Consider the following 13,743-nt stretch of genomic DNA (forward strand, 5'->3'; position numbering starts at 1 on the left):
GCTGGAAATCCATCCAGGGCTCACTGCGTCAGATTTCCCTGGGTAGACCGAGAATCCGCTCGCCTGCCAGGTTCATCAACACCTGCGTGGTCCCGCCCGCGATGCTCAGGCACCGCGACAGCAGGAACTCGTACATCTCGCCGCTGTCCACGGCACCGTCCGGCCCGAGCAGCTCGACCGCGAACTCGGCGACGTCCTGCCGCTGCCGCACGCCGAGGAGCTTGCGCACGCTCGACTCCGCGCCCGGCCCCTGCCCGCTCAGCACCCGCAGGCTCGCCCGCAGGTCCAGCACCGACACCGCGAGTCCCTGCGCCACCAACGCACCCAGCCGTTCGGCGTGGTCGTGAGCCGCCGGGGACTTCAGTACCTGCTCCAGCGGCTCGCCCAGCGACGACCCCATCGCGACGCGCTCGTTGGCGAGCGTCGTGCGGGCCAGGCGCCAGCCGTCGTTCACGGCGCCGACCACGCAGTCGTCCGGCACGAACACGTCGTCGAGGAACACCTCGTTGAACCGCGCGTCGCCGGTGATCTCCCGCAACGGCCGCACGTCGACCCCCGGCGACCGCATGTCGACCAGGAAGTACGTGATGCCCTTGTGCTTCGGCACGCCGGAGTCCGTGCGGGCCAGGCAGATCGCCCAGTCGGCCTGGTGCGCGAGCGACGTCCACACCTTCTGCCCGGTGAGCTTCCAGCCGCCGTCCACGCGCACGGCCCTGGTGCGCAACGACGCCAGGTCCGACCCCGCCTCCGGTTCGCTGAACAGCTGGCACCAGGTCAGCTCGCCGCTCAACGTCGGCGGCACGAACCGCTCCTGCTGCTCGGGCGTGCCGTGGTGCAGGATCGTCGGCCCGGCCCAGCCGCCGATGACCAGGTCCGGTCTGCGCACCCCTGCGCGCGCGAACTCGTCGTCGATCACCATCTGCCGCGCCGGATCGGCGTCCTGGCCGTACGGCGCCGGCCAGTGCGGGACCAGGAACCCGCTGTCCGCCAGCCGTTCCCGCTGCCCGGCGGCGTCGAGTCCGGCGATCTGCTCCGCGAACGCCCGCACGTCCGGATCGGACTCGACCCGGACAGCCAGTGAACGGCGTTCACCCGCCAGCGCCAGGTCCGCCACCCGCCGGCGCCAGAAGGCCACGCCTCCCGCGAGCTGCTGCAACGCCAACGCCCGCCGCAGGTAGCGGTGGGCGTCGTGCTCCCAGGTGAACCCGATGCCGCCCAGGACCTGGATGCAGTCCTTGGCGTTGCGGACCGCCGCGTCGAACGCGACGGCACCCGCCACCGCGGCGGCCAGCGGGTGTTCGTCCTCACCGAAGGATCGTGCCGCGTCCCACGCGACCGACGAGGCCTGCTCCGCCCGGCACAGCATCTCCACGCACAGGTGCTTCACCGCCTGGAACGACCCGATGACACGCCCGAACTGCTGACGCTGCTTCGCGTACTCGACAGCGGTGTTCAGGCACCACGCCGCCACCCCGCTCGCCTCGGCCGCCATCAACGTGATCGCGAGGTCCGTCGGGTCCGCGACGGCCTGCCCAGGTCCGTTGACCACGACCGACCCGAGTGAACGCGTGTGGTCCACGGCCTCGAGCGGCGTCACCGAGACCTGGTCCGCCGCGACCAGCGACCACCTGTCCGGTCCGAGCAACAGGTGCGTCGCCTCGGCGGCGCCGACCACGTGCCGGGACGAGAACCCGAACCCGGCGATCCCCTCGAAATCGGGCAGCAGCACCGACACCAGCGCCGTCGGCAGCAACGGCCCCGGCACCAGGTTCTCGGCCGCGCGCTCCAGCATCACCGCGAGATCGGCGACCGTGCCGCCCTCCCGCGTCACCTCGAAGAACCCGACCCGGACGAGATCGGCCCACTCACCCTTGGCGGCGTCCACGCTGTCGCGCAGCGCTCGTTGTTCCCCGGTCGTGGCGATCGGCATGCGGCCTCCTCACAGGACGTGAAGAAGTTTATAGAACGTGTTCTATTTCGAGCAACAGATCATGGCCGGGAAACCGATCGAGTATGATGCGGAGGCAGCTGCAACACGTTTCAGGAGGATCATCTCCGTGTCACCTTCGAAGTCGCGCACGGACGCGCTCATGGCGGGCGACGAGCTCAGCTCCGCCGCGCAGCGCGAGCGTCGCAAGCGGATCGTCGACGCGACCATCGCGCTGGCGTCCAAGGGCGGGTTCGACGCGGTCCAGATGCGCGCCGTGGCCGACCGCGCGGACGTCGCGCTGGGCACGTTGTACCGCTACTTCCCCTCGAAGGTCCACCTGCTCGTGTCGAGCCTCGCCGTGGAACTGGAGCGCGCCCAGGAGAAGATGGACCGCACCACCGTTCCCGGCGAGTCGCCGTACGAGCGCGTGCTGTTCGTCCTCGGCCGCATCACCCGCGGCCTGCAGCGCAACCCGCACCTCACCGAGGCGATGACGCGCGCGTTCACCTTCGCCGACGCCTCCGCGGGCGCCGAGATCGACAGGGTATCGCTGCTGATGGAGTCCATGTTCACCAAGGCGATGAGCGACGAACCGTCCACGGACGAGCAGAAGGCCATCGCCCGCGTGATCAGCGACGTGTGGCTGTCGAACCTGGTCGCCTGGGTGACGCGCCGCGCCACGGCCACGGACGTGGCGAACCGCCTCGAGCTGACGGTGCGCCTGCTGCTCAAGTGACCACGATGCCGGGACGGCTGAGTGCGGGGAACGCGGGCCGTCCCCGCTGAGTTCCGCCGGGACGAGCGCCGCGGACGGCGTGATCCGTCCTCACCGCGGAGTCACCAGATGGAGTTCCAGGTCTTGGACATCCTGCCGAACCTCACGAACCCCTGTCACCGGGCGGCAGGTCCGCACCGACGAGCGCTACGCCCAGGCCCTCACGTCCGCCCGGTACGCCGAGGAGTTCGGCCACGACGCCGTGGCACTCGGTGAGCGGCACGCGGGACCGTTCCTGAGCAGCGGCGTCTCCGTGCTGCCCGGGGCCATCGCGGCGACCACGAGCCGCGTGCGGGTCCAGACCGGCGTGTCCGTGCTGTCGATCCACGACCCGCTGCGGATCGCCGAGGACCACGCGACGGTCGACCAGCTGTCCCGCGGCCGTCTGGAGCTCGTCGTGGGCAAGGGCGACCACGGGCGTTCCGCCAGGGGCCGCCCCGGGCTCGGCTGTCGCGGATCGAACCTCGACACAGGCCCTAGTTCCGCGGGATGACCCGAGAGTCACTCCACCGAACGATGCCGGTGCACGCGGTCACCACTACCGTCCGTCCTATGAAGACGCTCGTGGTGGTCCTTGCCGTGCTCGCCGTCGTCGGTGGCGGAACCGTCGCCCTGGTGAACCACTTCGGCGGCTGGAACACGCTCGTCGGCAAGGCGTGGGCCATCACCTACGAGGTCGAGGCCGAACCCGCGCAGACGCTCGTGGACCTCACGTACGCGAAGTCGCCCGACCGCAACCGCAAGGAGACACCACAGACCGTCACCGCCGAGAACCCGCTGCCGTGGACGGTCGAGGTCATCATCAACGCGGGCGAGAAGGCCCAGGTCTCCGCCACGCCGAAGGGCGACCAGGTGCTGTCGTGCCGCATCCTGCTCGACGGTGTGAAGGAACTGGCGGCCGCGACCGGCGGGCCCGGTCAGCCGGTGAACTGCGAGACCGTCACCGCCTCCTGAGCTCAGCCCAGCAGGCCGGCGAACGTCCTGGCGAACAGGTACGCGTCACCCGGCCAGCGGGCCGACACGTAGTTCTCGTCGCGCACCACGAACGCCGGCGCGTCGTCCGTCGCCGTGCCGCGGCGGGTCAGTTCGACGGGGCCGCGTTCGAACACGGCCCCGGACGCCACCACCTCGTTCTGCACGTAGGCCGGGTAGGTGCGGTAGTACCGCCCGCGCCGCCACGCCGTGAGGTAGAAGGCCGAGCGCTCCATGTACTTCGGCAGGCAGGTGGTGCGGCGACCGGCGAGCACGCCCGCCCGCGCCAGCACCAGCGGTCCGTGGCAGATCGCGCCGACGGGGCGGTCCAGCGCCCAGAACGCGGCCACTGTGCCCTGCAACGACGGTGAACCCAGGTACTGGCGCATGCCCGGTGCGTGGCCGCCCGGCAGGACCAGTCCGTCGTACCCGGCGGGATCGATCGCCTCCCACGCGATCGGCGCGCGGTAGGCCGCCGACTCCAGGAGCTGGGTGTGGAACCGCTTCGGTTCCTCCCCGGCGCCGAGCTGTCCGAAGAGGACACCGGTGAGCAGCAGGGGATCCGCCTGCGCCGGGCCACCACGTTCGGTCGCGAAGACCACCTCGTGGCCCGCGTCGGTCAGCAGGCGCCACGGCACGGCCACCTCGGTGACGTCGAAGCCGTGGTCGGGCAGGGGCATCAGCACGCGCACGTGCGCGATCTTGCCAAAGAGCGGGCGCCCCGGGAGTTCCGGGGCGCCCGCCGGGGATCACACGTTGTCGACGTGCGTGACGCCCGCGGTGCGGTAGTCCTGCACCGCCGTCTTCACCTGGGCCGGGCTCAGCACCTGGTCCTTGGCGAAGTACACGTAGTCGACGTCCTGCTGGTAGGCGCGCTCGGCGCTGCTGCCCTGCAGGCCGCCCGAGATGAACCACAGGTTGAAGTTGATCGACATCGGCGTCTCGGGGTAGTACTTGTCGCCGTGGTCGGCGACGAGGTTGCCGTCGATGTAGTACTTCACGCGGCCGTTCGCGACCTGGAACACGAGGTCGTGCCAGCCGTTGTAGCTCTGGCGCTGCTCGTTGTGGATGTTGTCCGCGACCCAGGGCTCGTTCTGGTAGGTCTCCCAGGTGGTCTCGTACATGATGTTGCCCTGCTCGCCCCAGCCGCCGTTCGGCAGGTACTCGAAGTCGATCTCCCCGTAGTTCGGGGCCATCGGCGCGTCGAGCGGGGTGATGGTGAAGAACGTCTGCACGACGTGGTCACCGTCCGGGCCGAAGACGGGCGCGTCGCTGAACTTCACGCGCGCCGCGTAGGTGCCCTCGAAGAACTTGCGCTGGTGGAACAGCTCCGTCTGCTTCGCCGCCGAGCCGTTGTTCCACGAGTCGAGGCGCAGGACCTTCTGGCCGTCGACGGTCGGGAACGTGACGCGCGAGGCGTCCCACTCCGCGCCGGGGACACCGGGGCCGCCGGCGCCCGAGCGGACGGTCCAGCCGCGCTGGCTGATCCGCGAGTCGCTCGAGTTGTTGTACGCGAAGTCGTCGAACATCTTGGGGCCGTTGGGGTTCGGCGGCGTGGAGCTGGTCGTCGTGGTCGTGGGCGGGGTGCCGCCGGGCGGGGTGCCCCACAGCAGCGTGCTGCCGCGGTACACCGTCACCTTGTTCGACGCCGAGTAGCTGCTGTCGGCGCGGAACGAGTAGTCGTCGGTCTGGGTGATCGAGCCCCAGTTGGTGCGGTAGAAGCGCAGCTGGAGGTCACCGGAGTCGGCGCCGGGGTTCAGCGTGCCGGCGCCGGAGGTGAAGCCGACCTCCAGGTAGCGGTCGGCCGGGCCGCCGGTGAGCGTGCCGAACTGGCCGGTCACGTTGCCGCAACCGCGCACGGCCCACGAGCAGGCGAACCGGTAGCCCACGTCCGGGGTCTCGCTCTTGAAGTAGTAGCGGATCTTCACCTCGGACAGCGGCACGCTCGTCGTGCCGGAGTTGACCAGCTTGAACCACGGTTCGACCTGGTCGGTGGTCGCACCGGACGCGCTGGTCCGGTACTGGGCGGTGATCGCGTCGGCGGCGAACGCGTTCGGTGCGACGGCCAGTGCGGCCACCGCCAGCGCCGCGCAGGACGCGGCTAGGAGTGCTCGCAACGTTCTCTCCTCATTTCGGCAGGGATGGACAGGGCGGCGAGCCGGGACGAGTGGAGGCGCATCCTGGTGGTGAAGCCCTCCCACTCGGGGCGCTGGGACCAGAGGGTGTCGGCCAGCGCTGCCAGTCGGGGAAACGCCAGGTACTCCAGGTGGTCCTTCGCACGGACGTGCTCGGTCCACAGCTGGCACTGCGCGCCGAGCACGCCGTCGGGCAGCGGCACGTGGTAGACGTCGCGGCTGGTGACGACGTACCCGGGCTGGCCGGGTGGTTCGTGCGCGCCGTCCGAGCGCGGGTAGTCGAGGTAGGTGGAGGTGTGCGGGGTCATCACGACCGGCTGGCCCCGCTCCAACGCCCTGGCGGCCTGGGTCTCGTCCTTCCACGGCATCACGACCGAGCGCGGGTCGCCGGTCGGTTCCCAGGCGGCCGGGATGCGGCCCTGGTCGAGCACGTACTCGCTCACCTGGCGGAGGAACTCACCGTGCACGTCCTCCGGCAGCAGGCACTCGTCGCCGCCGAGGTGGACGTGCTCGCCGGGGAACACGTCCAGCACCTCGTCCAGCACCTCGCGGACGAAACCCAGGGCGTGCAGGCCGAACGCCGCGTCGCTGATGCCCCAGCGGGTCCAGACGGACAGCGCTTCCGGCGCGACGCCGAGGTCCGGATAGGCGGCCAGGGCGGCGCGGGCGTGGCCGGGCATCTCGATCTCCGGCATGATCCGGACGCCGCGTTCGGCCGCGTAGGCCACCAGGCCTTCCAGCTCGCCGCGGGTGTACGTGCCGCCGTGCGGGACGCCGTCGCCGTTGGTCTCGGTGCGCCAGGCGCCGACCGACGTCAGCCGCGGGTGTGCGGGCACCGGCATGCGCCAGCCCTGGTCGTCGGTCAGGTGCAGGTGCAGGACGTTGAGCTTGTGCAACGCCATCAGGTCGATGAACCGGCGGACCACGGGCACCGGCTGGAAGTGCCGGGCGACGTCGAGCATGAACCCGCGCCACGGCAACCTGGGCACGTCGCGGATGTCGACGCCGGGCAGCGTCCAGTCCACATCGGACACCCGGGACGACCTCAGCGCCTGCACGGGCAGGAGCTGCCTGATCGTCTGGATGCCGTGCGCCAGGCCTTCTTTCGTCGCCGCGCGCAGCATGACGCCGTGCTCGTTGACGGTCAGCGCGTACCCCTCGGCGCCGAGCCCGACGAGCTTGGCGTCGAGCGCGATCAGGACCTGGCCCTGGTCGTTGATCGGCAACGGGAGACCCGTGGCGGGCCGGAGCAGTGAGCGGAGGAGTCGCGCGACCGGCTCGGCACCCGGTGTGACCCGGACACTCGTGTCGCTGTCGAGCGTGAACCCCTTGCTGCGGCGCACGATCCTCGTCGGGAGCGGGACGATCACCCCTTCACCGCCCCTCCGACAATGCCGGTGGTGACCCGGCCCTGCAACACTATGAAGATCAGCAGCACGGGCAGCATGAACAGCGTCGACGCGGCCATGGTGGCCCCCCAGTCGGTGCCGAAGGTGTTGTTGAACGAGGAGAGCCAGACCGGCAGCGTGCGGTCGTCCTGGTCCTTGATGATCAGCACGTTGGCGAAGGCGAACTCGTTCCACGCGGTGATGAACCCGAACAGCGAGGTCGCCAGCAGGCCGGGCGCGAGCAGCGGGAACACGACCTTGCGGAACGCCTGGCCGCGCGTGCAGCCGTCGACCTGCGCCGCCTCCTCCAGGTCGACCGGGATGGCGGCGAGGAACCCGCGCAACGTCACGATGGTGAACGGCAGCGTCATCATGAAGTAGACCAGCGTGAGGATCCACAGCGTGTCGAGCATGCCGGTGTCGCGGGCGATCACGTAGATCGGGATGAGCAAGGCCTCCCACGGCGTCATCTGGGCGATGAACACCATGAGCACGAACGCCCTGCGCCCCTTCCACCGCAGGCGCGCGATCGCGAACGACGCGAGCAGGGCGACCAGCAACGCCAGCAGCACCGCGCCGCCCGCGACCAGGAGGCTGTTGCGCCAGAAGGAGAAGAACCCCTTCGCGGCGATCGCGGTGCCGAAGTGGTCGAACGTGATCGGGATCGGGAGGAACGTCGGTGTCGCGCTCTGGATGTCCTTGGTGGGCTTGAAGGCCGTGAGCACCATCCAGTAGACGGGGAACACGGAGATCACGAAGATGACGAGCGCCGCCGTGGTGCGCGAGATCCGGCCGATCATGAATCCTGCTCCTGCTGGTAGAGCTGGCGGAAGTACGCGAGCAGAGCGAGCACGAGCAGCAGCACCATGAGCATCGACACCGCGGCGCCGAGGTCGTAGCGCTGCAACGACTGCGCGACCTGGAAGGCGTAGACCGGCAGCGTCGTCGTGGCCTGGCCCGGTCCGCCCTGGCTGATCACCCAGATCTGCACGAACGCCTTGACGACCCAGATCACCTCCAGGCACGTGATGAGCCCGAACATGGCGCGCAGCACGGGGAACGTGATGGTGGTGAAGACCCGCCACGCGCCGGCGCCGTCGATGCGCGCCGACTCGTACAGCTCCTGTGGCACGGTGACCATCGCCGCATACAGCGACAGCGCGGCGAACGGGATCGACTGCCAGACGATCAGCGTGACGAGGATGCCGAACGTCGCGTCGCCGTCCGCGAACCACGTGTAGTCGCGGTACTCCTCGAAGCCCAGCGACACGAGCGCCCAGTTCACGATCCCGAGCCGGGACTGGAAGAGCCACTGGAACACCGTGGTCGCCGCGATGATCGGCGTCGCCCAGGTGAGCACGAGCCCGCCCATCACCAGCAGCCGGAGCCACCGGCCGAGCCGCACGAGCAGCAGTGCGACCAGGGTGGACAGCACCATGATCAGCACGACGTTGATCGCGGTGAACCACAGCGTCCGCTTGACCACGGACCAGAACTCGGGGTCGGACAGCACCTTCGCGTAGTTCGCGAACCCCACGAACTTCGCGTCGCCGCGCACGAGTTGCGGCAGCCCGTACTCCTGCAGCGAGATGATCACGTTGCGCACCAGCGGGTAGAACAGCAGGTACGCGGTGGTGAGGAGCGTCGGAGCGATCAGCAGGTACGGCAGCACCGGCCGCCTGCGGCGCTTCGGCGGGGCCGGTGCAGTCGCCTGCACCGGCCTCTCGGCGAGGATCGTCATTTGCCGGAGTTCAGCGCTTGGGTGATCACTTCGTCGGCCTTCGCCGCGGCCGTCTTCGGATCGGTGCCGGTCAGGACCGCGGTCTGGAACTCCTTGATCGGGTTGCGCGCCTCGACCGCACCCCAGTTCGGCGAGTTCGGGGTGGCGTGCCCGTTGGCGGCGCCCTGCGCCATGGCCGCCGTGCCGGGGTCACCGCCCACCGAGGCCGCGAGCGACTTGCGGTTCGGCACGTAGTTCATCGCCTTCGCGAGCTCGACCTGCCACTTCTCGCCGGCGAGCGCCTTGACGACCTCGTACGCGCCCTCCTGCCTGCTGGAGGCCAGCGGGATGATCAGGTCGGAGCCGCCGGTGAACACCGCGCCGGGCTTGTCCGCGGTCTTGCCGGGGATCGGGAAGAAGCCGATCTTGCCCGCGAGTTCCGGGTTGGCCTTCTCCACGAGCTTCGCCGCACCGGGCACCGCGATGAACTGCGCGACCTTGCCGCCCGCGACGACGTCGGTCTGCTGCGGCTTGGCCTCGTCGGAGTCCTTCGGGCCGTCGCCCAGCGCCTGGAGCCGCTGGTAGAAGTCCATGCCCGCCAAGGCCTCCGGCGTGTTCAGCGAGCCCTTCCAGCTGCCGCCGTCCTGCTTCGCGAGGTCGCCGCCCTCGTCCCAGACGAACCCGGACAGCGTGTACCAGTTCTGCCCGGGCAGGTAGATGCCCTGCTGCTCGCCCTGGTCGAGCTTGGCGGTGGCGGCGAGCCACTCCTCGCGCGTCTTGGGCGGCGTGACCTGCGCGGCCTCGAACAGGTCCTTGCGGTAGATCACGACCCGGTTGGCCGCGTAGAACGGCACGCCGAACTGCTTGCCGTCGACGGCACCGGGTTCGGACAGGCCGGGGATCCAGTCGTCCCCCTTCAGCTCGGCCTTCTTGTCCGAGAGGTCCGTGACGCCCTTGCTGGCCACGTACTGCGCGACCTGGGTGTTGCCGACCTCGATCACGTCGGGCGGGTCGGTGCTGGCCAGGGCACTGGTCACCTTCTGCGTGATGCCGTTCCACTCCTGGATCTGGATCTTCACGTCGAGGTTCGAGTGCTCCTTCTCGAACTCGCTCTCGAACTTCGACACGAACTCCTCGGTGGCCGTGTCCTTCATGAGCCACACGGTGATCTCCTGCTTCTCACCTCCCCCACCGGCGGACGTCCCGCAGGCGGACAACGTGAGGGCCAGGACGAGTAAGGCAGCGGAGCGCGACACGACTCACCTCTCGCTGGGATGTGACCAATTGGTCAGGTCCGATGGAGTGGATAGAAAGTGGCATAGACCACTTGTCAGGTCAATCCCCTGCTTGGACGCGTGCGAGCGGTCCCGATCTCCACCAGGCTGGCCGCGCGCTCACTCGGACTGGTTACTTACCAGTGGTATGCCATACTGGCCGCCGACCGAGCGGAGGGGCATGGCCGAAGCGATCCTCAAGCGCGAGCAGGTCCGCGACTACCTGCTGGAACTCATCGAGACCCATCCGGCAGGCGCCCCGATCCCCGCCGAACGCGTGCTGTGCCAACGGCTCTCCGTGTCGCGTCCCACCGTCCGCTCGGCCGTGGAGGAACTGGTCAACACCGGCCTGCTGGTCCGCCAGCACGGCCGCGGCACCTTCGTGGCCCGCGCCAAGATCACGCAGGAGATGGTCTCCGGCACCGGCTCCATGTCCCTGCCCCAGGCCTCGGGCACGTGGTCGTCCCGCGTGCTCGAACACGCCCGCATCCCGGCCGGCGCACGGGTCGGCCGCCGCCTGCACCTCTCACCCGCCGCCGACATCCACTACATCGCACGGCTGCGGCTGGTCGACGACGAGCCGATGGCGTTGGAATACCTGCACGTCCCCGCCGCCGTCGCGCCCGGACTGACGTTGCACGACATGGAATCCGGCGACTTCTACGAACGGCTCCGCGAGCACGGCGTGCACGTGTCCGAGGCAGTGCAGTCGATAGAGCCCACCGTGGTCAACGAGTCCGAGGCCGCGCTGCTCGGAGTTCCCGAACTGGCACCGGCTCTGCTGTTCGAGCGGCTGACGACGGACGCGCAGGGGCGGCAGGTCGAGTACGTGCACTCGATCTACCGCGGAGACCGGTACAAGATCGTGTCGCGGCTGACGCTCGGGGCGTCGCCGCGCAGCACCGTGGACGTGCGGGCGAAGGTCGGCGGCGACCCCTTCTGATCACAGGAACCGGGCGCTCTGGCTGTCGATGAAGTTCTGCGCCTTCTCGAGGGTGTGCGAGGCGTAGGTACCGCTGGCCCGTGCGTCCAGCAGGGCGTTCTGCTGCGCGTCCGCCATCATCCGCTGCAGTTCGAGGCGTTGGCGCAGCGCCAGGTCCGAGGCCTCCTCGCTCAGCTTCTTCTCGATGTTCTCGCTCATGGCGACGACCCGTTCGAGGGTCTGCTCCAGCAGGTGCTCGTCGAACGGCTCGCCGTTCTCGCGGCACAGCGCGTCGCTTTCCAGCAACGTCCGGCTCGCCGTCACGAGCTCGCTCGCCAGGCGGGCGTACTCGCGGCGTTCGTGCTCCTCGTCGTTGCCGCGGATGCCCAGCCACCTGATCACCAGCGGCAGCGAGCCGCCCTGCACGACCAGGGTGAGGATCGCGACCGTGAAGGCGATGAGGATCAGCTCGTCGCGGTGCGGCAGGTCCTCGGGCAGGGTCTGGGCGGCCGCCACCGTCACCACTCCGCGCATGCCCGACCAGGCGAGCACCGCGCCGCCGCGCCAGCTCAGGCCCTCGCTCGCGTAGAAGGCCACGTCGGCCTGTTTGCGTTGCAGCATGCGGATGCCGCGTTCGTAGCGCTTCTCCTCGCCGGGCCGGGGGCCACGGGCGGTGAACCTGTCCGCGAAGGCGTCGAGCTTGCCGGTGAACGCGTCCGCGCGGCGTTGCTGGCGGCGCAGCAGGGCTATCACCGGGATCATGAACGCCGCCCGCAGCACGACCAGCGCCAGCGTGGCCAGGACGCCGATCACCAGCGTGCGCGCCAGGCCGTCGTCCGCCACGGCGCCGACGACCGAGGTGAGCTCGAAGCCCACCAGCAGGAAGACGCCGTTCTCCAGCAGCAGCTGGATGGTGCGCCAGTTGGTGCGTTCGGAGATGCGGTCGTGCGCGGTGAACTTGCGCGCGCTCTGGTGACCGGTGATCAGGCCCGCCACGACGACGGCGATCACGCCGGACGCGTGCACCTCCTCGGCCGGGATGAACGCGAGGAACGGCACCACGTACGAGATCGCGGTGGTCAGCACCGGCTGGCCCTGGATCCGCGACCGCGTCCACACCGACACGATGCCGACCGCGGCACCGATCGCCACGCCCACGGCCACGGCGTACGCGAAGTCGCCGAGGGCGCTGCCGAACGACACGCTGGCGGTGATCGCGACGACGGCCGTGCGCAGCAGCACGAGCGCCGTCGCGTCGTTGACCAGGCCCTCACCCTCCAGGATCGTGACGAGCCTGGGCGGCAGGCCGAGCTTCTTGCCGATCGACGTGGCGGCCACGGCGTCCGGCGGGCTGATCACCGCGCCCAGCGCCAGTGCCGCCGCGAAGCCGATCTCGGGCAGCAGCCACCAGATCAGCAGGCCGGTGCCGAACGCGGACACGGCCACGAGCAGCACCGACAGCGCGCCGATGGACCTGAAGTCACGGCGGAAGTCGACGACCGGCACGTTCACCGCCGCCGAGTACAGGATCGGCGGCAGCACGATCGTCAGGATCCACTCGGGCTCCACGACCAGGTGCGGTGCTCCCGGCATCTGGCTGCAGCCCATGCCGACGAGCACGAGCAGCACGGGTGCCGCCACGCCGAGCCTGGGGGCGAAGTAGGAGACCGCCACGATGATCAGCACGGCCGTGACCGCGAGCAAGGCCCATTCCTGCATGACCCGCAGTCTGTCTGATCAGGACGGACCTCGCCCGCGCAGCCACGCCGGTCAGGTCGCCGGCAGCACGTGGCGCCCCTCACGGTCGGCGCTCAGGCACGGCGAGCAGATCTCGCCGCCCTGCGCGCTCGCCACCACCTCCGGCCGCTCGTAGGACTCCCCGCACACCACGCAGTCGTACCGCGTGCCGCTCGGGTTGCCGTCCTCGTCGAGGATCGGCTCGGCGACGCCGTCGTCGGTGCGGCGCAGGTGGAACCGGCCGCGCGTGACGACCGCGAGCAGCGGCGAGCACGGCCGGACCGCCGCGCCGAACAGTCCGAAGTAGACCGAGATGGACAGGATCGACGAGGGAGAAGTCATCGTTTCCTGCGATAATGCCGTTCGTGTCGGGACGATGACGCTATGTTCACCAGTTGTGGACGACCTTGTGACCTTCATGAAGCAGCGCAGGCTCGACGACGAGGCGGCCGCCGAGACGTGGGCCGCGCGGGCCGCGACGATCTCGGAGTGGGCGCGCAAGGTCGTCGTCCTTCTGACGAACCACCAGGTTCCCGCCGAGCACACGTTGCACGACACGGTCGGCGGCCAGAAGGTGCGGATCGCGTCCGGCTGGCTCGTGCTGGCCGCGAGGACGCCGAGCGCGACTCACCCCGGGGTGGTCAAGGAGGCCGGGATCTTCCTGACCCCGGCCGCCGAGCTGTGGCAGTACGACAACGAGTGGCCGACGGCTGTGCGCCTCACCGCGACCCTCCCGGCGTTCAGGACGCCGGAGGGGTCGGTGCTGAAGGCGCGCTGCGAGTGGATCCTGGACCACGTGATCGAGGCGTTCGCGGACACGCTGGAACGCCACGGGATCGACGTGTTCGAGCTGGAAGGGCTCTGACGGCACGGCTTCGGAGCGATGTCCG

Annotated in this window: 14 protein-coding genes; 5 read left to right on the top strand and 9 right to left on the bottom strand. The window is 69.7% G+C overall.

All coding sequences use genetic code 11. From position 1 onward, the window contains the following. Positions 1 to 28 precede the first annotated feature (28 nt). Positions 29 to 1,930 carry an acyl-CoA dehydrogenase family protein gene (locus ND450_RS12935; RefSeq protein WP_253326382.1) on the bottom strand — a complete coding sequence of 634 codons (1,902 nt, stop codon included), beginning with the start codon at positions 1,928 to 1,930 and terminating at the stop codon, positions 29 to 31. Between the two features lie 160 nt (positions 1,931 to 2,090). Here ND450_RS12935 and kstR point away from each other — a divergent pair, with 160 nt between their 5' ends. The 3 genes from kstR to ND450_RS12950 all read left to right on the top strand — a co-directional run bounded on the left by kstR (position 2,091) and on the right by ND450_RS12950 (position 3,659). Beyond that, complete coding sequence (gene kstR / locus ND450_RS12940) at positions 2,091 to 2,666, top strand: cholesterol catabolism transcriptional regulator KstR (protein WP_253327910.1); 576 nt, start codon at positions 2,091 to 2,093, stop codon at positions 2,664 to 2,666. Between the two features lie 79 nt (positions 2,667 to 2,745). After that, entirely contained in the window at positions 2,746 to 3,198 is a 453-nt protein-coding gene (locus ND450_RS12945; protein ID WP_253326383.1) for an LLM class flavin-dependent oxidoreductase, read from the top strand. Positions 3,199 to 3,257: 59 nt separating this feature from the next. Continuing rightward, a complete protein-coding gene (locus ND450_RS12950; RefSeq protein ID WP_253326384.1) occupies positions 3,258 to 3,659 on the top strand; it encodes a hypothetical protein in 402 nt (133 codons plus the stop codon). Positions 3,660 to 3,661: 2 nt separating this feature from the next. Here ND450_RS12950 and ND450_RS12955 read toward each other — a convergent pair whose 3' ends face one another. The 6 genes from ND450_RS12955 to ND450_RS12980 are packed head-to-tail and all read right to left on the bottom strand — an operon-like array spanning position 3,662 to position 10,176. Beyond that, the gene (locus ND450_RS12955; RefSeq protein WP_253326385.1) at positions 3,662 to 4,369 is read right to left on the bottom strand and encodes a type 1 glutamine amidotransferase domain-containing protein; all 708 of its coding nucleotides are present in this window, start codon (positions 4,367 to 4,369) and stop codon (positions 3,662 to 3,664) included. Positions 4,370 to 4,426: 57 nt separating this feature from the next. Further along, positions 4,427 to 5,794, bottom strand: coding sequence for a cellulose binding domain-containing protein (locus ND450_RS12960; protein WP_253326386.1), 1,368 nt, complete (start codon positions 5,792 to 5,794; stop codon positions 4,427 to 4,429). Continuing rightward, on the bottom strand, positions 5,779 to 7,182 hold the full coding sequence (locus tag ND450_RS12965; protein ID WP_253326387.1) for a beta-N-acetylhexosaminidase: 1,404 nt from the start codon (positions 7,180 to 7,182) through the stop codon (positions 5,779 to 5,781). The genes ND450_RS12960 and ND450_RS12965 overlap by 16 nt, the downstream gene beginning before the upstream one ends. Further along, positions 7,179 to 8,000 (bottom strand): carbohydrate ABC transporter permease, encoded by an 822-nt coding sequence (locus ND450_RS12970; protein ID WP_089921272.1) that lies wholly within the window; start codon positions 7,998 to 8,000, stop codon positions 7,179 to 7,181. Before ND450_RS12970 ends, ND450_RS12965 begins: the two co-directional genes overlap by 4 nt. Then, entirely contained in the window at positions 7,997 to 8,941 is a 945-nt protein-coding gene (locus tag ND450_RS12975) for a carbohydrate ABC transporter permease (protein WP_253326388.1), read from the bottom strand. The genes ND450_RS12970 and ND450_RS12975 overlap by 4 nt, the downstream gene beginning before the upstream one ends. Next, on the bottom strand, positions 8,938 to 10,176 hold the full coding sequence (locus ND450_RS12980; RefSeq protein WP_253326389.1) for an extracellular solute-binding protein: 1,239 nt from the start codon (positions 10,174 to 10,176) through the stop codon (positions 8,938 to 8,940). The genes ND450_RS12975 and ND450_RS12980 overlap by 4 nt, the downstream gene beginning before the upstream one ends. Positions 10,177 to 10,375: 199 nt before the next feature. On the opposite strand from ND450_RS12980, the gene ND450_RS12985 reads away from it, so the two are divergent. Beyond that, on the top strand, positions 10,376 to 11,137 hold the full coding sequence (locus tag ND450_RS12985) for a GntR family transcriptional regulator (protein ID WP_253326390.1): 762 nt from the start codon (positions 10,376 to 10,378) through the stop codon (positions 11,135 to 11,137). Here the strand turns inward: ND450_RS12985 and ND450_RS12990 are convergent, their stop codons facing one another. Beyond that, a complete protein-coding gene (locus tag ND450_RS12990) occupies positions 11,138 to 12,835 on the bottom strand; it encodes a sodium:proton antiporter (RefSeq protein WP_253326391.1) in 1,698 nt (565 codons plus the stop codon). 51 nt (positions 12,836 to 12,886) lie between these two features. Beyond that, positions 12,887 to 13,195 carry a hypothetical protein gene (locus ND450_RS12995; RefSeq protein ID WP_253326392.1) on the bottom strand — a complete coding sequence of 103 codons (309 nt, stop codon included), beginning with the start codon at positions 13,193 to 13,195 and terminating at the stop codon, positions 12,887 to 12,889. A gap of 55 nt (positions 13,196 to 13,250) precedes the next feature. Here ND450_RS12995 and ND450_RS13000 point away from each other — a divergent pair, with 55 nt between their 5' ends. Further along, the gene (locus ND450_RS13000; RefSeq protein WP_253326393.1) at positions 13,251 to 13,718 is read left to right on the top strand and encodes a hypothetical protein; all 468 of its coding nucleotides are present in this window, start codon (positions 13,251 to 13,253) and stop codon (positions 13,716 to 13,718) included. Positions 13,719 to 13,743 lie beyond the last annotated feature (25 nt).

The organism is Lentzea sp. HUAS12, assembly GCF_024125735.1.
Taxonomy (GTDB): Bacteria; Actinomycetota; Actinomycetes; order Mycobacteriales; family Pseudonocardiaceae; genus Lentzea; species Lentzea albida.

Excerpts from the sequence above, each read along its gene's own strand:
- ND450_RS12995 (WP_253326392.1), bottom strand. The coding sequence starts at position 13,195 with ATGACTTCTCCCTCGTCGATCCTGTCCATCTCGGTCTACTTCGGACTG.
- ND450_RS12975 (WP_253326388.1), bottom strand. The coding sequence starts at position 8,941 with ATGACGATCCTCGCCGAGAGGCCGGTGCAGGCGACTGCACCGGCCCCG.
- ND450_RS12950 (WP_253326384.1), top strand. The coding sequence starts at position 3,258 with ATGAAGACGCTCGTGGTGGTCCTTGCCGTGCTCGCCGTCGTCGGTGGC.
- ND450_RS12985 (WP_253326390.1), top strand. The coding sequence starts at position 10,376 with ATGGCCGAAGCGATCCTCAAGCGCGAGCAGGTCCGCGACTACCTGCTG.
- kstR (WP_253327910.1), top strand. The coding sequence starts at position 2,091 with ATGGCGGGCGACGAGCTCAGCTCCGCCGCGCAGCGCGAGCGTCGCAAG.
- ND450_RS12970 (WP_089921272.1), bottom strand. The coding sequence starts at position 8,000 with ATGATCGGCCGGATCTCGCGCACCACGGCGGCGCTCGTCATCTTCGTG.
- ND450_RS12935 (WP_253326382.1), bottom strand. The coding sequence starts at position 1,930 with ATGCCGATCGCCACGACCGGGGAACAACGAGCGCTGCGCGACAGCGTG.
- ND450_RS12990 (WP_253326391.1), bottom strand. The coding sequence starts at position 12,835 with ATGCAGGAATGGGCCTTGCTCGCGGTCACGGCCGTGCTGATCATCGTG.